The 19,185-nt window shown below is 64.8% G+C and carries 15 protein-coding genes; 12 read left to right on the forward strand and 3 right to left on the reverse strand.

All coding sequences use genetic code 11. From position 1 onward, the window contains the following. Nucleotides 1–12 precede the first annotated feature (12 nt). Nucleotides 13–978 carry a small ribosomal subunit Rsm22 family protein gene (locus RIN79_RS00265; protein ID WP_309082569.1) on the reverse strand — a complete coding sequence of 322 codons (966 nt, stop codon included), beginning with the start codon at nt 976–978 and terminating at the stop codon, nt 13–15. Between the two features lie 118 nt (nt 979–1,096). Between RIN79_RS00265 and RIN79_RS00270 the strand changes: the two genes are divergently transcribed. The 5 genes from RIN79_RS00270 (at nt 1,097) to RIN79_RS00290 (ending at nt 8,189) form a co-directional block, all read left to right on the forward strand. Continuing rightward, complete coding sequence (locus RIN79_RS00270) at nt 1,097–3,904, forward strand: [protein-PII] uridylyltransferase (protein WP_309082570.1); 2,808 nt, start codon at nt 1,097–1,099, stop codon at nt 3,902–3,904. Between the two features lie 322 nt (nt 3,905–4,226). Beyond that, a complete protein-coding gene (murJ, locus tag RIN79_RS00275) occupies nt 4,227–5,813 on the forward strand; it encodes a murein biosynthesis integral membrane protein MurJ (protein ID WP_309082571.1) in 1,587 nt (528 codons plus the stop codon). Between the two features lie 72 nt (nt 5,814–5,885). Continuing rightward, entirely contained in the window at nt 5,886–6,953 is a 1,068-nt protein-coding gene (trpS, locus tag RIN79_RS00280; RefSeq protein WP_309082572.1) for a tryptophan--tRNA ligase, read from the forward strand. A gap of 83 nt (nt 6,954–7,036) precedes the next feature. Next, complete coding sequence (locus RIN79_RS00285; RefSeq protein ID WP_309082573.1) at nt 7,037–7,528, forward strand: universal stress protein; 492 nt, start codon at nt 7,037–7,039, stop codon at nt 7,526–7,528. Nucleotides 7,529–7,619: 91 nt separating this feature from the next. After that, nucleotides 7,620–8,189: a NifU family protein gene (locus RIN79_RS00290; protein WP_309082574.1), complete on the forward strand. Its 570-nt coding sequence runs from the start codon at nt 7,620–7,622 to the stop codon at nt 8,187–8,189. 76 nt (nt 8,190–8,265) lie between these two features. Here the strand turns inward: RIN79_RS00290 and RIN79_RS00295 are convergent, their stop codons facing one another. Then, nucleotides 8,266–8,889, reverse strand: coding sequence for a L,D-transpeptidase (locus RIN79_RS00295; RefSeq protein ID WP_309082575.1), 624 nt, complete (start codon nt 8,887–8,889; stop codon nt 8,266–8,268). Nucleotides 8,890–9,076: 187 nt separating this feature from the next. Between RIN79_RS00295 and cueR the strand changes: the two genes are divergently transcribed. From cueR to RIN79_RS00320, 5 genes are all read left to right on the forward strand, one after another. After that, entirely contained in the window at nt 9,077–9,466 is a 390-nt protein-coding gene (gene cueR, locus RIN79_RS00300; RefSeq protein WP_309082821.1) for a Cu(I)-responsive transcriptional regulator, read from the forward strand. A gap of 50 nt (nt 9,467–9,516) precedes the next feature. Continuing rightward, on the forward strand, nt 9,517–10,011 hold the full coding sequence (locus RIN79_RS00305; protein WP_309082576.1) for an MmcB family DNA repair protein: 495 nt from the start codon (nt 9,517–9,519) through the stop codon (nt 10,009–10,011). Nucleotides 10,012–11,117: 1,106 nt separating this feature from the next. Beyond that, entirely contained in the window at nt 11,118–12,473 is a 1,356-nt protein-coding gene (gene glmM, locus RIN79_RS00310) for a phosphoglucosamine mutase (RefSeq protein WP_309082577.1), read from the forward strand. A gap of 187 nt (nt 12,474–12,660) precedes the next feature. Further along, a complete protein-coding gene (locus tag RIN79_RS00315; RefSeq protein ID WP_309082578.1) occupies nt 12,661–13,512 on the forward strand; it encodes a porin family protein in 852 nt (283 codons plus the stop codon). A gap of 181 nt (nt 13,513–13,693) precedes the next feature. Further along, nucleotides 13,694–14,392 (forward strand): OmpW family outer membrane protein, encoded by a 699-nt coding sequence (locus RIN79_RS00320; protein WP_309082579.1) that lies wholly within the window; start codon nt 13,694–13,696, stop codon nt 14,390–14,392. Nucleotides 14,393–14,462: 70 nt separating this feature from the next. Here RIN79_RS00320 and RIN79_RS00325 read toward each other — a convergent pair whose 3' ends face one another. Beyond that, nucleotides 14,463–15,830: a dicarboxylate/amino acid:cation symporter gene (locus RIN79_RS00325; RefSeq protein ID WP_309082580.1), complete on the reverse strand. Its 1,368-nt coding sequence runs from the start codon at nt 15,828–15,830 to the stop codon at nt 14,463–14,465. A 343-nt stretch (nt 15,831–16,173) separates the two neighbouring features. Here RIN79_RS00325 and RIN79_RS00330 point away from each other — a divergent pair, with 343 nt between their 5' ends. Both RIN79_RS00330 and serA read left to right on the forward strand, forming a co-directional pair. Further along, nucleotides 16,174–17,346, forward strand: a complete 1,173-nt coding sequence (locus RIN79_RS00330; RefSeq protein WP_309082581.1) for a phosphoserine transaminase — start codon at nt 16,174–16,176, stop codon at nt 17,344–17,346. A gap of 58 nt (nt 17,347–17,404) precedes the next feature. Continuing rightward, entirely contained in the window at nt 17,405–19,003 is a 1,599-nt protein-coding gene (serA, locus tag RIN79_RS00335) for a phosphoglycerate dehydrogenase (RefSeq protein ID WP_309082582.1), read from the forward strand. Nucleotides 19,004–19,185 lie beyond the last annotated feature (182 nt).

Raw genomic sequence — 19,185 nt, forward strand, 5'->3', positions numbered from 1 at the left:
GCAACATGGTCCCTACTCCTCCAGAAGGTCTCCCCATTCCAGCCGCTTCGCCGCCTTGAACGCAGCGCCTTCGCGCCGCGTCACCAGCCTCTCCTCAACCGAGCCGTCCGTCCGGCAAAGCTTCAGCCGCACCATGCCGCTTGCTGCCTTGGGCGGCGCCAGCACGCGGCTTGCGCGTGCCCCGGCCGGAATGCGTGAGGCGGCAAGGTAGATGAACTTCTCATCCTCCCAGGGCACCTCGCCGCCCTTGGCAAGGCGGTGCAGGCGTGATCGCGCGACCCGGCGGGAAAAGTGGCACCAGTCGGGCGCGGCGACCGGACAGGCATGATGATGCGCGCAGGGTGCAACGACACATGCTCCGGCCTCGATCAGTTGCTGCCGGGCCTTCAGGATGCGCCGCCAGCCTGCCGGCGTTCCCGGTTCCACGATGAGAAGCGTTCTCGCCGCCAGCGTCCACAACCGCCCGACGAGCGCTTCCGCCGCCGCCGGCTCGAGCTCGTCCAAAACATAGCAGAGCGTGACGAGATCCGCGGGCTCGATCCCCGGCAGGCCGTCTTCCACAGCCATGCCGCGCCAGGAAAGGCGCACGGGGCCGATATCCCGCGCCAGCCGCTCGCCGGTCTGTCGCATTGCATTGCTCGCTTCGACGAGCACGGCTGTCTCTATCTGCGGCCACTCCTCCAGAGCCGCCCAGAGCGCGGTGCCCGGCCCGGCGCCCACATCTAGCAGGGTCCTGGGCTCTCCCGATTGGAGTTCGGCCACATCGCCCATCGCCTTGCGCACGGCTGCATAGGTCGCGGGAAGGCGCGCTGCCAGATAGGCACTGGCCGCCAAAGCGTCTGCGACATGCAGCCGGCCGTCGCGCGTTTCGCTGCGGTAGCGCCGCGAAAGGAGCTCTGCCGCCCGTTGAAGCTCCGGGAGGGGTATGCCCTCGAGCATCTGGTCGACGGCCTGGCGCAGCCTTGCGGGAAGTTCCATCTGTCGGCAGGCTCCTGGCGGAAACCCGCCAGATAGCCGCCGGCCGGAAACGGCGCAAGTCGCCGTTCCTTGTCGCAAAGAAACGCGCTATACAGCGCCGCCTCAAGGCGGAAACGGAATGGCCAGGATTCCACTGAAGCTCGAACAGATCATCGATCCGGCGCGCCTGCGCGCGGATCTGGATGATGTCGCCGCGGCCGGCAATCCGGCCTCCTCCGAAGCCCGCGGCAAGGTCATGCGGCTTTTGAAGACGCGGCTGGTCGAGGGCAGGCGCGCGGCCGAGCTGATGCTGGCGGAGGATGGCGGCGGCACCGCCTGCGCCACCCGCCTTTCCCATCTGATGGACGAACTCATCCGCGCCCTCTACGACTTCGCGATCGCCCATGTCTATCCCTCCAAGAACCCGTCGACCGCAGAGCGCATGGCGGTGGTCGCCGTAGGCGGCTACGGCCGCGGCACGCTCGCGCCGGGCTCCGACATCGACCTCCTCGTCCTTTTCCCCTACAAGCAGACGGCCTGGGGCGAGCAGGTCGCCGAATACATGCTCTACATGTTCTGGGACCTCGGCCTGAAGGTCGGGCATGCGACGCGCAATGTGGACGAGTGCATCCGCCACGCGCAGAGCGACATCACCATCCGCACGGCCGTGCTGGAGGCCCGCTTCATCTGCGGTGATCAGGCGCTCTACGATGATCTCATTGCCCGGTTCGACCAGGAGATCGTCAAGGACACCGGCGCCGAATACATCCAGGCCAAACTCGCCGAGCGCGACGCCAGGCACGCCAAGGCCGGCGAGAGCCGCTACCTCGTGGAGCCCAACATCAAGGACGGCAAGGGCGGCCTGCGCGACCTCCACACGCTTTTCTGGATCGGCAAATATTATTACCGCGTGCGCGAGGCCGAGGAGCTGGTGGACAAAGGGGTCTTCACCCGCCGCGAATATCTGCAATTCGCCAAGGCCGAGGATTTCCTCTGGGCGGTGCGCTGCCACATGCATTTCCTCACCGGAAAGGCCGAGGAGCGCCTGCATTTCGACATCCAGCGCGATATCGCCGAGCGGCTCGGCTACACCAGCCATCCGGGTCTTACCCCGGTAGAGCGCTTCATGAAGCATTACTTCCTGATCGCCAAGACGGTGGGCGACCTGACGCGCATCTTCTGTGCCGCGCTCGAGGAGGAGCAGGCCAAGCATGTGCCGGGCTTCAACCGCATCTTCCTCACCTTCTCGCGCCGCAAGCGCAAGCTTGCCGGCACCAGCGACTTCATCGTCGACAATCATCGCATCAACGTCGCCGACGAGAAGGTCTTCGAGCGTGATCCAGTGAACATGCTGCGGCTGTTCTGGTTCGCCGATCGGCACGGGCTGGAATATCACCCCGACGCACTGAAGCTTCTCACCCGCTCGCTCCATCTCGTCGACCGCAATCTGCGCCGCGACAAGGAGGCGAACCGCCTCTTCCTGGACCTGCTCACCTCCGACCGCGACCCGGAGCTGAACATGCGCCGCATGAACGAGGCGGGCGTGCTCGGCAAGCTCATCCCCGAATTCAACAAGGTCGTGGCGATGATGCAGTTCTCCATGTACCACCACTATACGGTGGACGAGCACCTGCTCCGCTGCATCGGCGTGCTGGCCGAGATCGAGCATGGCGAGGGGCAGAAGAGCCATCCGCTCTCCCATTCGATCATGCCTGGCCTGAAGCCTTGGCGGGCCGTGCTCTATACCGCCGTCCTCTTCCATGACATCGCCAAGGGAAGGCCGGAGGACCACTCCGTCGCCGGCGCGCGCATCGCCCGCCGCCTCTGCCCGCATATGGGTTTCGACGCCGCCGAGACAGAGATGGTCGCCTGGCTCATCGAGCAGCATCTCACAATGTCCATGACGGCGCAGACGCGCGACCTGAACGACCGCAAGACCATCCAGGATTTCGCCGACATCGTGCAGTCGGTGGAGCGGCTGAAGCTTCTCCTGGTGCTCACGGTCTGCGACATACGCGGCGTCGGCCCGGGCGTGTGGAACGGCTGGAAGGGGCAGCTCCTGCGCACGCTCTATTACGAGACCGAGCTCCTGCTCACCGGCGGCTTCTCGGAAGCCTCGCGCGCCTCGCGGGCGGAAGGCGCGCGCGGCGCTCTTGCCGAAGCGCTGGTGAAAGCCGGCTGGGAGGAGACGGAGGCGCGCCGCTATATCGGTCTCCACTACGAGAACTATCTGCTCGCCGTGGACGAGGACGACCAGGTGCGCCACGCCGATTTCATCCGCGCGGCGGACCGCCAGGGCAAGGCGCTCTCCACCATGGTGAAGCCGCACGCCTTCGAGGCGGTGACGGAGATCACCGTCCTTGCGCCCGACCACCCGCGCCTGCTCTCCATCATCGCCGGCGCCTGCGCGGCGGCGGGCGCCAACATCGTCGACGCGCAGATTTTCACCACCACCGACGGCCGCGCCCTCGACACGATTCTGATCAGCCGCGAATTCGAGCTGGACGAGGACGAATTGCGCCGGGCGCGCCGCGTCGGCCGCCTCATCGAGGACGTGCTGTCCGGCAAATCCTACCTGCCCGAGGTGATCGAGAAGCGGACGAAGCCGCGCCGCGGCGCCAAGGTCTTCCGCATCGAGCCGCGGGCGGAAATCCGCAACACGCTCTCCAACCGCTTTTCCGTGATCGAGATCGAGTGCCTCGATCGACCGGGTCTGCTCTCGGAGGTCACGAGCGCCATTTCCGATCTCTCGCTCGACATCGCCTCGGCGCATATCACGACTTTCGGCGAGAAGGTGATCGACACCTTCTACGTCACCGATCTCACCGGCGCGAAGGTGGACAATCCCGACCGCCTCGAGACCATCCGCCGCGAGCTTCTGGAGACGATCGAGAGCGGCCCGCCCCGGCGCAACCATCGGGCAAAGGCAAGGACGGTGGCGGCGTGAGCGGAAAGGTTTCAATCGTGGCACCCACCCTCCCCCTTGTGGGGAGGGTCGGCGCGGCACGCGCCGGGGTGGGGGTGCGGCAGGTCATATCGAACCCCCACCCTGCTCCGCTTCGCGGATCGACCCTCCCCACAAGGGGGAGGGCAGGCCTGTCGCGTTCTCCGGCGCCTACTCAACTACGCCGGCGATTGGCGAAAGCTCGCGTGGCAGCCGAGCTCCCCCCTTGTGGGGGAGATGTCCGGCAGGACAGAGGGGGGCGCAAAGAGGCGCCAGCCTTTCCCTTTGGCGGCATTCCATCACCGCAATCCATGACCCCCCGCCCATGAGCCTCGTCGCCAAATTCGCCAGCGTCGGCAGCGCAACGATGGCGAGCCGCCTGCTCGGCTTCGTGCGCGAGGCGCTGATCGCCGCCGCCCTGGGCACCGGCCCGGTGACCGACGCCTTCTACGCCGCCTTCCGCTTTCCCAATCTTTTCCGCCGCCTCTTTGCCGAAGGCGCGTTCAACACCGCCTTCATCCCCCTCTTCGCCAAGGAGATGGAAGGCGGCGGCATGGAGGCGGCGCGCCGCTTCGGCGAGGATGTGCTGGCGATCCTGCTTACCGTCCTGATCGCGCTTTCCGCGCTGGCGATGATCTTCATGCCCGTCCTCGTGGGCACGGTCGTCGCCCCCGGCTTCGCCGACGATCCGGCGAAATTTGACCTCACCGTCGCCATGACGCGCATCATGTTCCCCTATCTTCTCTGCATGTCGCTGGTGGCCATGCTGGCGGGGATCATGAACTCGATGCGGCGCTTCTTCCTGGCCGCGCTCGTTCCGGTGCTGCTCAACGTCATTCTCATCGCCGTGCTGGTGCTCGGGCTATTCAGCGCGCTTCCCGAGCGGCAGACAGGCCTCTGGCTAGCCTGGGGGGTCTTCCTCTCCGGCCTGGCGCAGCTCCTCATCCTGGCGATCGCCGTCCGCCGGTCCGGCTTTTCCATGCGCTTCCGCCGGCCGCGGCTCACGCCGGCTGTTCGCCGTCTCCTGGTCCTGATGGGACCGGCGCTTTTGACCGGCGGCATCATGCAGATCAACCTCCTCATCGGCCAGATCATCGCCTCGGGGCAGGACAAGGCCATCTCGCTTTTGAATTTCGCCGACCGCATCAACCAGCTTCCCCTCGGCGTCATCGGCGTGGCGGTCGGCGTTGTGCTCCTGCCCGAGCTTGCAAGGTCGCTGAAGGCCGGCAATCATGCCGACGCGCAGCATCTGCAGAACCGGTCGCTGGAATTCGCTCTCGGCCTCACTCTCCCGGCGGCGGTCGGGCTGATGGTGATGCCGGGCCCCATCGTCGGCCTTCTCTATGAGCGCGGCGAGTTCACCGCTCTCGATACGAGCATGACGGCGGCGGCGCTCGCCGCGTTCGCCTCCGGCCTGCCGGCCTATGTGCTGATAAAGGTCTTCCAGCCCGGCTTCTTCGCCCGCGAGGACATGAAGTCGCCCATGTGGTTCTCGCTGGTCTCCGTCGCCGCCAATATCGGCCTCAGCCTGGCGCTCTTTCCCGTCTATGGCCATGTGGCCATCGCGCTCGCCACCTCGCTTTCTTCCTGGGCGAACGTCCTTCTGCTCGCCGGCACCTTGTGGCGGCGCAACCATTTCCGCCCCTCGGCGGTGACGGCGCGCCGCATCGCAATGATCGTCCTTGCGAGCGGGGTAATGGGCGCGGTCGCCTTCGGGCTGAACCTGGTCCTGGCGGATCTGATGCAGGCGTCCGTCGCCTGGCGTGCCGCCGGCGTCCTCTTCATCGTCGCCGTCGCGGCCGCCGTCTACCTTGCGCTTGCCCTGGCCACCGGCGGCTTCGACCGGGCCGAGCTCGCCGGGCTTCTGAAGCGCCGGCGCAAGGCACCTGGTCCGCTTCCCGGCAAAGCCTAGCTGGGGCTTGATTGCTCCCTCCCGCTCGTCCATAAGCGCGACGCTTTCTCGTCGGGCTTTCAGGGACCTTCCATGAGTGAATTCAGGCAGCTCATCTTTTCCGGGGTGCAGCCCACGGGCAACCTCCACCTCGGCAACTATCTCGGCGCGCTGCAGCGTTTCGTGGCCCTGCAGGATAGCTATGACTGCATCTACTGCGTCGTCGACATGCATTCGCTGACCGCGACCCTGGTGCATGACGACCTGATGGAACAGACGCGCGCCATTGCCGCCGCCTATCTCGCCTGCGGGCTCGACCCGAAGAAGAACATCATCTTCAACCAGAGCCGGGTGCCTCAGCACGCCGAGCTCGCTTGGATTTTCAACTGCGTCGCCCGTATCGGCTGGATGAACCGCATGACGCAGTTCAAGGACAAGGCAGGCAAGGACCGCGAGAACGCCTCGCTCGGCCTTCTCGCCTATCCAAGCCTGATGGCGGCCGACATCCTCGTTTACCGCGCCACCCATGTGCCCGTCGGCGAGGACCAGAAGCAGCATCTGGAGCTGACGCGTGACATCGCCCAGAAGTTCAACAATGACTTTTCCGACCGCATCGCCGCCCTCGGGCTCGGGGTGGAGATGATGGTGGGCGAGGAGAAGGTGAACGGCTTCTTCCCGCTGACCGAGCCGCTCATCGAGGGGCCTGCGCCGCGCGTCATGAGCCTGCGCGACGGGTCGAAGAAGATGTCGAAATCCGACCCCTCCGATCTTTCCCGCATCAATCTTCTCGACGATGCCGACACGATCGCCCGGAAGATCAAGAAGGCGAAGACCGATCCGGAGCCGCTGCCGGGCGATGTCGAGGGCCTGGAAGGCAGGCCGGAGGCCGACAATCTCGTCACCATCTATGCCGCTCTCGCCGGCACCACGCGCGAACAGGTGATCGCCGATTTCGGCGGGCGCCAGTTCTCCGATTTCAAGCCGGCGCTCGCCGATCTCGCCGTGGAGAAGCTTGCGCCCATCGGCGAGGAGATGCGCCGCATCGCCGGAGATCCCGCCTATATAGACGGCGTCCTGCGCGACGGTGGCGAGCGCGCCGGTGCCATGGCCGAACAGACCATGAAGCAGGTGCATCAGATCGTCGGCCTGCTGGTGAACTGACCGCAGGCTCCAGGCGCGGCTTGCCGCCCGGCGCGGCGGATGGCAGATTGCGCCATGGCGCGCCCGTGCAGGAAGGGACATGCATGGTTTCCAAACGTCTGATCCGGGAGGCCGGCCACAAGCGCAAATTCCTGGCGATCGTCGACGACACGCCGGAATGCGACCGCGCCGTCGCCTATGCCTCGCGCCGGGCGAAGTCCACCAATGGCTCCGTCGTCCTGCTCTTCGTCATCGAGCCCGGCGATTTCCAGCACTGGCTGGGCGTCGAGCAGATCATGCGCGAGGAGGCGATGCAGAACGCGCAGGGCGCGCTCAACGCCCAGGCGACGAAAATCCGTGAAACGCTCGGCATCGAGCCGGAGCTGGTCGTGCGCGAGGGCAAGACCGTGGACGAGATCCACAGGCTCATCGAGGAGGACCAGGATATCGCCATCCTGGTGCTGGGCGCCGGCGGCGCCAAGGAAGGGCCGGGGCCGCTTGTCTCCTCCATCGCCGGCAAGGCCGCCGCGTTCCCGATTCCCGTCACCGTCGTGCCGCACAGCCTGACGGACGAGGAGATAGAAAGCCTGGCATAGGGGCCTCGCCGCCACCATATGCGGCTTGAACAGTCGCCCCGATCGGCCTATTTTAGAACTGTTCCAAATTACGGCAGTACGGAGATCGCCGATGTTCATCCAGACGGAAGCAACCCCCAATCCCGCGACGCTGAAATTCCTTCCGGGCAGGGTGGTCCTGGAGGAAGGCACGGCGGATTTCCGCGATTCGGATGCGGCGCGCGCCGCTTCCCCGCTCGCTGGCCGCCTTTTCGAGGTGCCCGGCGTGACCGGCGTCTTCTTCGGCTTCGATTTCATCACCATCACCAAGGAAGGCGCGGACTGGCAGCACCTGAAGCCGGCCATCCTCGGCACGATCATGGAGCATTTCATGTCGGGCCAGCCGGTGATGGCGGCAAATGCCGCCGATCGCCCGGCAACCGAAGGCGCCGAGTTCTATGACGAGGCAGACGAGGAGATCGTTGCCACGATCAAGGAGCTTCTGGAGACCCGCGTGCGCCCGGCGGTGGCCCAGGACGGCGGCGACATCACCTTCCGCGGTTTTGAGAAGGGCACGGTCTTCCTGCACATGAAGGGCGCCTGCGCCGGCTGCCCGTCCTCCACGGCGACGCTCAAGCACGGCATCCAGAACCTGCTGCACCACTTCGTCCCGGAAGTGCAGCATGTCGAGCAGGTCGCCTGACCGTCGTCCATGTGAGACGGCAAAGAAAACCGGGCCGGGAGCCCGGTTTTTGTTGGGTGGATCACTCGCCGCAGCGCTACTGCTTCACGATCACCTTCGCGCCCACTTTGGTGCGCTCGTAAAGGTCGATGATGTCCTGGTTGAGGAGCCGGATGCAGCCGGACGACACGGCCTTGCCGATCGACCACCATTCCGGCGTTCCGTGCAGCCGGTATCCCGTATCGCCATTCTTGTTGAAGAGATAGAGCGCGCGCGGGCCGAGTGGGTTCGTCAGCCCGGGCGGCATGCCGCCGCGCCATTTCGCAAGCTCCGGCTGGCGCTTGATCATCTCCGACGGCGGGGTCCATTTCGGCCATTCGCGCTTCATCGCCACGCGCGCCACGCCCGACCATCCAAACCCATCGCGGCCGACCCCGATGCCGTAGCGCATCGCCCTGCCGTCCTCCATCACCAGATAGAGGAATTTTTCCCGCGTATCGACGATGATGGTGCCCGGCTTCTCCTCGGTCTCCAAGCGGACCACCTGCCGGTGGTATTTGCGCGGCACCTGCGAGATCGGCACGCGGGGCAGCTTGTAGCCCGCATCGGTCACGGCCGCGTATTCGGACGTGAAGATGCGGAAGTTGCGGTCGCTGCTGCAGCCGGCAAGCGCCGCCAGGAGCCCGAGAGCGGCGGCGATGAGAAGGTTTTTCGATTTCATGAAAGACTGCCCCGATCCCCAGTCGGCGGGATTTACCCTGCCCGATCCCTGCCCCTTTCCCCGGAACGGCGAACTGCCGATATGAGGAAGGCCATTGCTAGCGCCATCGCTTGGTGCGGCGCTATTGCATTGGGGCAACACTCCACCCCAAATTGAGGGCGGCATCCGGAACCGCGGAGTGAAGAAGATGAATGTGGGCGATGTGGCGCGCCGTTCGGGCCTGCCGGCCAAGACCATCCGCTATTACGAGGAGATAGGCCTCGTCAGGCCAGCGCGCGCCGGCAATGGCTATCGTGCCTATTCCGACGAGGATGTGCACAGGCTCGCCTTCCTGAAGCGGGCGCGCAGCCTCGGCTTCTCCATCGAGGAGTGCCGTCAGCTGCTGGAGCTGTACCAGGACAAGTCGCGCGCCAGCCATGATGTGCAGAAGATCGCCGTCTCTCATGTGAAGGCCATCGAGGAGAAAATCCGCGAGCTTCAGGGCATGCGCTCGACGCTGCAGAAGCTGGTCGCCGCCTGCCACGGCGACCATCGCCCGGGCTGCCCCATCCTGGAGGACATCGCCGGGCACGGCTGACGGCGCATATAGGTCTTTTTTCCTGCCGGCTTTGCTGGCATTGTGCGGCCATGCCGATCGTATCGCCGATTCCCTTCAACCCGCTGGTGGATGGACGCCAGTCCGAGCGCGCGCTGGTCATCCGCCGCGGCGTCCAGCGCCTCCTGTCGCAGATGGGCGCCGTCGTCCTGCCGGAGCTTTCGCTCGCCACCGGGCGGCGGGCCGATCTTGTCGCGCTTACCGCCAGGGGCGACATCTGGATCATCGAGATAAAGTCATCGGTCGAGGATTTCCGCGTCGACCGCAAATGGCCGGAATACCGGCTGCATTCGGACCGCTTCTTCTTCGCCTCCCATCCCGACGTGCCGGAAGAGATCTTTCCGGAGGAATGCGGCTTCATCCTTTCCGACGGCTACGGCGCGGAGATACTGCGCGACGCGCCGGAACACCGGCTCCCCCCCGCCACGCGCAAGGCGCTGATGCTGCGCTTTGCCCGCGTCGGCGCCGCCCGGCTGACGGCGGCCGAACTCGCCGGCATCAGGATACCCGCTTTGGACGGCGATTGAGCCCTCCCCCTTGCGGGGCAGGACTATCGCATATGCCGTTTTCCCCACTCCGTCCCGCTTCGCGGGCCACCTCTCCCCCACTTCGTGGGGTAGAGGAAGGGTGCCGAGCCTTGCGGTCGGCGTTTCCTCTCCCCGGCGAGCGGGGGAGAGGTGGTCGGCGAAGCCGATCGGAGTGGGGGTCGAACCCCATATATGCGATTGCCCCTGCCTTGCGGGGACCCGGTGGGAAAACGCAAGTGAGGGGTGCTTTCGGAAAGCCCATCCGTCGCAAGGCGATGAGGGTGTGGATCGAATCGGCCCCGCCGTCCGGATGCGCAAAAAAAATTTGCAGCAAAAACAAGCTCCTACACGATTTCCGCATTTTTTCGCCGGAAAATTTATCCACACCCCCTGCAGCCCTCTTACAATCCGTCCCATCGCTCTTGCGGGAACCGGATGCGCACCGGGTGTTCGGGAGAGCGGCGGCAACCTCCCCCTCCAGGGATCGGTACCTGGAGGCATGATGAGGGCCCGCGACAGGCCGGCGGTGCCGGGATGCAGGGTCAGAGACTGCATCTCGGAAAAACGGGTGCTGGGTGAGAGCCGGCATCGCGGAAACCGCGGAGAGCCGCTAGGGTTTTTCCTTCGGCCCGGCAAAGACCACCCCCTTCATTGGGTGCAGCCGGGACGGAAGAGAAACCCGAGTGACCGGCCAATGTCGGGACAGCGGCCGGCGGGGCGCGTGAGACGCGCCACATAAACTAACAGAGAGGCACGGATCACGCGCCCCGCTTCCCACCTTCCTCAATGGCCAGACGGTAAAAAACCGGGCGTGGCAGCGATGACGCGTGCGTTCACCTCCCTTGAGAGGGTCGAAGGTATGAACGAGGCGCCCATCGAAACGCATCGCTGCCACGAAACCGCCCCTTTGCTTCAGCAGGAGAGATTCAGATAGTGACGGTGCCCTTCACCGGCCGTTAAACACTGGGGACAATCACCTGTTTAGGTGAATCGGTTACGTTTTCACATATAATGTGATGCGGGATCGTGCCCGAAGCTGTGGCAAGTGACCGAAGGGGAGCGCTGCTTTGCGACAAAATTCCAAATCGGTGCGGACTAGAAAAAGCATGTCGAAACAGTATTTCGGAACGGACGGGATCCGGGGGCGGGCCAACCGATTTCCCATGACTCCGGAAGTTGCCATGCGCGTCGGCATGGCGGCCGGGCTTTCCTTCCAGAACGGCAGTCACCGCCATCGCGTGGTGCTGGGCAAGGACACGCGCCTGTCCGGCTATATGATCGAAAATGCGATGGTCGCGGGCTTCTGCGCGGCGGGCATGGATGTGTTCCTGCTCGGCCCGATCCCGACGCCCGCCGTCGCCATGCTCGTCCGCTCGTTGCGCGCCGATATCGGCGTCATGATCTCGGCATCGCATAACCCCTATTACGACAACGGCATCAAGCTGTTCGGGCCGGACGGCTACAAGCTGTCCGACAGCATCGAGAGCCGCATCGAGGCGATGCTGGACAAGGATGTCGAGCTGACCCTTGCCGATTCGGACATGCTCGGCCGCGCCAAGCGCGTGGACGGCGTGCACGACCGCTACATCGAATTTGCCAAGCGCACCCTGCCGCGCGACATGTCGCTTGCCGGCCTGCGCATCGTCGTCGATTGCGCCAATGGCGCAGCCTACAAGGTGGCGCCGGCCGCGCTCTGGGAGCTCGGCGCCGAGGTTGTGGCCATCAACGACGATCCCAACGGGTTCAACATCAATCTCGATTGCGGCTCCACCCATCCGTTGGGCCTTGCCAAGAAGGTGCACGAGGTGCGCGCCGATATCGGCATCGCCCTTGACGGAGATGCCGACCGGGTCGTCATCGTCGACGAGAACGGCACGGTCATCGACGGCGACCAGATCATGGCGCTCATCGCCCAGTCCTGGCACGAGCGCGAGAAGCTTCATGGCGGCGGCGTGGTGGCTACCGTCATGTCCAATCTCGGCCTGGAGCGGTTCCTGCGCGACATCGGCCTTTCGCTCCACCGCACCAAGGTCGGCGACCGCTATGTGGTCGAGCATATGCGCGAGCACGGACTCAATGTCGGAGGCGAGCAGTCGGGGCATGTCATCCTTTCCGATTTTTCCACCTCCGGCGACGGGCTTGTGACCGCGCTCCAGGTGCTCGCCTGCATCAAACGCCTGAACAGGCCGGCGAGCGAGGTGTGCCGGAAATTCGAGCCGGTGCCGCAGGTGCTGAAGAATGTGCGTACGAGCGGCGGAAAGCCGCTTGAGAACGCCGCCGTCAAGGCGGCAATCGCTGATGCCCAGTCGCGGCTTGGAGAGTCGGGCCGCCTGGTGATCCGCCCCTCCGGCACCGAGCCGCTGATCCGCGTCATGGCCGAGGGCGACGATCCCGATCTCGTCCGCACGGTCGTCGACAACATTGTCGAGGCCATCGCCGACGCGAGGACGGTCGCGGCCTAGACACCGCTTCCAACACGATGGAAGGGCCGGCCGGGCACGCCCCGGCCGTCGCCGTTTTCATGGTTCCGGGAGCGCAGCGGCGCGCCGCGTTAGGGTTAAGCGCAACTTAACTTTTTTGCTGCAATCTTCGACAGGATTCAACCGGCCGTAGAGCGATGCGCGCTTGAGCGGCACATGGGGGATGAGAATGTCGAATATGCTGAAGCCGCTCCTTGCCGCCTTGTTCCTGGCCCTTCCGTCCGGCGCCTACGCCGCCGATGTGTATGTCCCGGATCTCCCGCCTCCGCCGCCGCCCCAGATCATCGAGAAGGAAGTCGCGGTCGGCGGCTGGTATCTGCGCGGCGACGTCAACTACCACTGGTCCAAGCTGCGCGGGACTGAATACATCACCTACGGCCCGCCGCCCGGGACCAGCGAGTTCACCTCGACGGAGCTTGACGGCGCGCTCTCGCTGGGCGCCGGTATCGGCTACCAGATGACCCGTCATTTCCGCACCGACTTCACGGCGGATTACTGGTTCAAGTCCGATTTCCGCGGCACGACAGCGGGCTTCTGCGGCCCCGTCCCCTGCACCTCGACGGACTCGTCGAGCTACAGCGCGCTTCTGCTGATGGCCAATGCCTATGTCGATCTCGGCACCTTCAAGGGCATCACACCCTATGTCGGCGCAGGCATCGGCGGCGCCTATGTGAAATGGGACGATCTGCGCAACACGATCGGCGAAGACAGCTGGGTGCACAAGGGCGCGAAGGAGTGGCGCTTCGCCTGGTCGCTGATGGCCGGCGCCTCCTACTGCCTCACCCAGAACCTGCAGCTCGACGCGGGCTACCGCTATACGCGCATCGCCGGCGGACGCATGTTCGAGGAGTCGGGTATCGGCGTCGGACCCGGCTTCGACGACGGCTTCAACGTCCACGAAGCGCGCGCGGGTCTGCGTTATTCCTTCGGCGGATCGAACATCAACTGCGCTGTCCCGCAGGTTGTCGCCTACGAGCCGCCAGTCTATGTCCCGCCTGCAGAGCCGGTGGTCTATAAATAGAACTTCCCCGTCCCCCATCCCAAGCCGCCCGGCCCCGCCGGGCGGCTTTTTCGTTTCGGCGGCCGCGCGACGGTAAATCTCCGTTATCCTTAACCGGCGTTTAACCCGGATGGTTAACACTCTGCCAAAGACGGTGGCGGGGGCAGCTACGCTCCGTCGGCAATTTGCGGAGTGAAAATCCATGTGGAAGCCCTGCAGCCTTACCTTGCTCGTCGCGGCCGTGGCGGCTGCAGCGGCATTGCCCGCTGGCGCCGCCGACTACGACCCTCCCCTCGTGCTCGAGGATGCGCCGAATTACGTGCCCGTGGAGGTGGGGTCAGGCTGGTACCTGCGCGGCGACCTGACCTACAACATCAACGAATCGGTCTACGACCTCGACGTGCTCGGCGAGCGGATGGAGAATACCCGCTTCGGCGGCAGCGTCGGTTTCGGCTACCATTTCACCGATTTGCTGCGGGCGGATGTCAATCTCGCCTACCTCTCACGGGACAAGTTCGAGCTCGAAGACGGACTGGATGAAATCTCGGCGGAGAACCGCGTGCTTGCCGCGATGGTGAACGGCTATTTCGATCTCGGCACCTTCGTCGGGGTCACTCCCTATGTGGGCGCCGGCGCGGGCGTTCTCTACTCAATGCACGAGATCTCGGTGGATTCGCCCACCCTCGGCGTCATGTTCGAGGCTACCGACAGGCAGTATGAATTCGCCTATGCCCTCAATGCTGGGGTGAATTATCAGGTAACGCAGAACCTTTCCGTCGATCTGGGCTACCAGTATCTGAGCTCTCCCGGCACACAATATGTGGACGTCGACTCGGGCGACCTCGAGAAAGGGCTCGATTACCACCAGGTCAAGCTCGGCCTGCGATACGATCTCTGGTGAGCTGACGTATGAAAAAAGGCCGGCACTGAAGCCGGCCCTTTTTTCGTTCTCCGTCTTTCCGTTCGGCCGTTCAGGCGGCCTGCGGCGTCGGCTCCGCATCGAGCACATCCGCCTCGCCGGCACGGTCGTACCGCGCCTGGTCGAGGATACCCGCGCGCTTGGCGACGATGGTCGGCACCAGCGCCTGGCCCGCCACATTGACTGCAGTGCGGCCCATATCGAGGATCGGGTCCACTGCCAGAAGCAGGCCGACGCCCTGAAGCGGCAAGCCGAGCGTCGACAAAGTGAGCGTCAGCATCACCACCGCGCCGGTGAGCCCGGCCGTGGCCGCCGACCCGATGACCGAAACGAAGGCGATCAGCAGGTAATCCTGGAAGGCCAGCGGGACATTGTAAAATTCGGCGATGAAGATCGCCGCGATGGCCGGATAGATCGCGGCGCAGCCGTCCATCTTGGTCGTCGCTCCAAGCGGCACGGCAAAGGCCGCGTATTCCCGGGGCACACCGAGTTCGCGCTCGGTTACCGCCTCCGTCACCGGCAGGGTGCCGATCGAGGAGCGCGAGACGAAGGCAAGCTGGATGGCGGGCCAGGCGCCGGCGAAGTAGCGGACCGGATTGAGGCCGTGGACTGAAAGCAGGACCGGGTAGACGACCAGCAGCACGATGGCGAGGCCGAGATAGACGGCGGCCGAGAACCAGCCGAGTTGGCCAAGCGTATGCCAACCATACTGGGCCACCGCGTTTCCGAGGAGGCCGATCGTGCCGATCGGCGTCAGCCGGATCACCCACCAGAGGATCTTGCGCACAACGGCGAGCAGCGACCTGTTGAGCTCCAGGAAGGGCTCGGCCGCCTGACCGACGCGCAATGCCGCGATCCCCACCACGATGGAGACGACGAGGATCTGCAGGACGTTGAAGTTGAGGGAGGTCGTGGCGGCGCCGTCCGTCAGCTTGGTCGAAGCCTGCAGGCCGAACATGTTCACCGGCACGAGCCCCTTTAGGAAGTCGAGCCACGAACCGGTGGTGGACGGCGCGGTAGCCGCTGCCGCGTCGATCACCGCGCGGCTGCCCGGCTGGATGATGAGGCCGAGGGCTATGCCGATGATGACGGCGATCACCGCGGTTATGGCGAACCAGAGAAGGGTCTGCCACACCAGCGCGGCGGCATTGGACAATTCGCGCAGATTGCTGATGGACGCGACGATGGCCGTGAAGATCAGCGGCGGCACAAGCACCCGCAGCAACTGGACGAATATCGAGCCGATCGTCTGCAGGGTCTGGGCGAGCCAGTTGGGATTTCCGTCCGGACCGGTGCCCATTTCGCGGGCAATCAGGCCGAGAACGAGGCCGATCACCATCGCGGTGAGGACCTGAAAGCCGAAAGAACGGTAGAAGGGCTTCGGCTCCGCCGGCCGGGACGTCTGGGTTTGCGTAGTCATGGCGAAAACTCTTGTAGGTTACCGAGGAATAGATGGAGCGCCTCTGAAGAGGAAACAGCCTCGGGAATGATCTTCTATGTAGGGTCAGAGAGCCCCGTTTGTGAGATATGCAATTCTCACTGAAGGGCAGATTGCGCACAATCTTTCCCCCATCTTCCCGGATTGGGAAAGGCGACGAGGCTGCGGCACGCCCTCACCGGCGCGCTGAAGCTGAAGGGGCGGGCGGAAGCCATGACGCGTTTGGCATCACTGCCACTTGCGCTCTGCCGCGACTTCGATTAACGCCGTCCGTGGGCCACCCCTCCCCACCGAGGGGCGTGCTATCTGGAAGGATAGGAACATCATGACCAAGCTCGCTAAGCCGGACCGCCGTCCGGCCAATCCCCATTTCTCTTCAGGACCCTGCGCAAAGCGCCCCGGCTGGACGGTCGAGGCTCTGAAAGGCGCTGCCCTCGGCCGCTCGCATCGCGCCAAGATCGGCAAGGAAAAGCTCAGCCGAGCCATCACGCTCACGCGCGAAGTCCTTCAGGTTCCCGCCGACTACCGAATCGGTATCGTTCCCGCCTCAGACACCGGCGCCGTCGAGATGGCGCTATGGTCGCTGCTCGGGGAGCGCGGCGTCGACATGCTCGCCTGGGAATCCTTCGGGTTGGGCTGGGTGACCGACGTGGTCAAGCAGCTGAAGCTAAAAGATGTCCGCCGTCTGGAGGCCGGCTACGGCCAGCTGCCCGACCTCGCGCAGATCGATTTCGACCGCGACGTGGTCTTTACCTGGAACGGCACGACCTCCGGCGTGCGGGTGCCGAACGGCGATTTCATCCCTGTGGAGCGCAAGGGACTCACCATCTGCGACGCCACTTCGGCAGCCTTCGCCCAGCGGCTCGACTTCGCCAAGCTGGACGTGGTGACCTTCTCCTGGCAAAAAGTGCTGGGCGGCGAGGCCGCACACGGCATGCTGATCCTCTCGCCGCGCGCGGTGGAACGGCTCGAAAGCTACGTGCCCGCCTGGCCGCTGCCGAAGATCTTCCGTCTGACTGCGGGCGGCAAGCTCATCGAAGGCATCTTCAAGGGCGAGACGATCAACACGCCCTCGATGCTCTGCGTGGAAGACTATCTCGACGCTCTAGAATGGGCAAAGTCGGTCGGCGGGCTGGACGGCCTGATCGAGCGGGCGGACGCGAATTTCGCCGTCATCGACCGCTTCGTGGAGGAAAGCCGCTGGCTCGGCCACCTCGCGGAAGATCCGGCGACGCGCTCGAACACTTCCGTGTGCCTCTCCATCGTGGATGAGGCGGTAACGCGCCTCGACGCTGAGGCCAAGGCCGCCTTTGCCAAGGGACTGGTCTCCCTATTGGAGAAGGAAGGCGTCGCCTATGATATCGGCCACTATCGCGATGCCCCTCCGGGACTGCGCATCTGGGCCGGCGCCACGGTCGAAAGCTCCGATCTTGAGGCACTGATGCCGTGGCTCGACTGGGCTTTCCAGGAGCAGAAGGCGGCGCTGCAGCCCGCCTGACTGTTCGGCGCGCGCTGCGTCGCCCTCTCCCGTTCGCCTCACTCAATGGAGTCCAGAAATGGCCCCTCGCGTTCTCGTTTCCGACCAGCTTTCGCCGACCGCCGTGGAAATCTTCCGCCAGCGCGGCGTCGAGGTCGACTACCAGCCCGATCTCGGCAAGGACAAGGAAAGGCTCCTGTCCGTGATCGGTGAATATGACGGCCTTGCGATCCGCTCGGCCACCAAGGTCACGGAAAAGCTGATCAACGCCGCCACAAGGCTGAAGGTGGTGGGGCGCGCCGGCATCGGCGTCGACAATGTCGATATCCCCGCCGCCTCGCGCCGCGGCATCATCGTGATGAATACGCCCTTCGGCAATTCCATAACGACGGCCGAGCATGCCATCGCCCTGCTCTTTGCCGTGGCGCGGCAGATTCCGGAGGCGAACGCCTCCACCCACGCCGGAAAGTGGGAGAAGAACCGCTTCATGGGCGTGGAGATCACCGGCAAGACGCTGGGCGTGATCGGCTGCGGCAATATCGGCTCCGTGGTGGCCATGCGCGCGATCGGGCTGAAAATGCATGTTGTGGCCTTCGATCCCTTCCTTTCGGAGGACCGGGCGGAAGAGCTGGGCGTGGAAAAGGTGGAGCTCGACGAGCTCTTCGCGCGCGCCGACTTCATCACCCTGCACACGCCGCTCACCGACAAGACGCGCGGCATCATCAATGCCGGTGCCATCGCCAAGATGAAGGACGGGGTGCGCATCATCAACTGCGCCCGCGGCGGGCTGATCGTGGAGGCCGATCTCGTCGCGGCGCTCAAGTCCGGCAAGGTGGCTGGCGCCGGCATCGACGTGTTCGAGAACGAGCCGGCCACCCAGAACCCGCTCTTCAACCTGCCCAATGTGGTCTGCACACCGCATCTCGGCGCCTCCACAATGGAGGCGCAGGAGAATGTGGCGCTGCAGGTGGCCGAGCAGATGTCGGACTATCTGATCAAGGGCGCCGTGACCAACGCCATCAACATGCCGTCCATCACGGCGGAAGAAGCGCCGCGCCTGAAACCCTTCATCAAGCTGGCCGAGGTGCTCGGCGCTTTCGTCGGGCAGGTCACCGACGAGCCGATCGAGGAGGTGGAGATCCTTTTCGACGGCTCGACCGCCGCGATGAACACGCGCGCGCTGATCAGCGCGGCGCTCGCGGGTCTCATCCGCCCGCAGGTCGCCGACGTCAACATGGTCTCGGCCCCACTCATGGTGAAAGAGCGCGGCATCATCGTCGCCGAGGTAAAGCGCGACAAGTCGGGCGTGTTCGACGGCTATATCAAGCTGACGGTGAAGACCGCTGAGCGCACGCGCTCGATCGCCGGCACCTGCTTTTCCGACGGGAAGCCGCGCTTCATTCAGATCAAGGGCATCAACCTCGACGCCGAGGTTGGCGAGCACATGCTCTACACGACCAATTCCGACACGCCGGGCATTGTCGGCCTGCTCGGCACGATCTGCGGCAGGAACGGGGTGAACATCGCCAACTTTCAGCTTGGCCGCAACCGGCCCGGGGGCGATGCCATCGCGCTGCTCTATCTCGACGCCCCCTTCCCCGAGAATGTGCTCAACGAGCTCCTGTCGGCCGGCTCCATCATGTCGGCAAGGCGGCTGCGCTTCGACGTGGGGGTGTGACTACTCGCCCCGCGAATCAATCAGGCGGATTCTCGGATCTTCAAAATGCCTGATGTTCCGGGTCGCGAGCGCCGCGCCGCGAGAGATAGCGATACCCGCAATCCGCGTGGCGCGGGTATCGATGTTGCGGCCCTGGGCATACGTTGGGCGACGATCCTTGCGGCCCCCTCCGCCGCGTCCGC

Source organism: Chelativorans sp., assembly GCF_031180965.1.
Classification (GTDB): Bacteria; Pseudomonadota; Alphaproteobacteria; order Rhizobiales; family Rhizobiaceae; genus Chelativorans.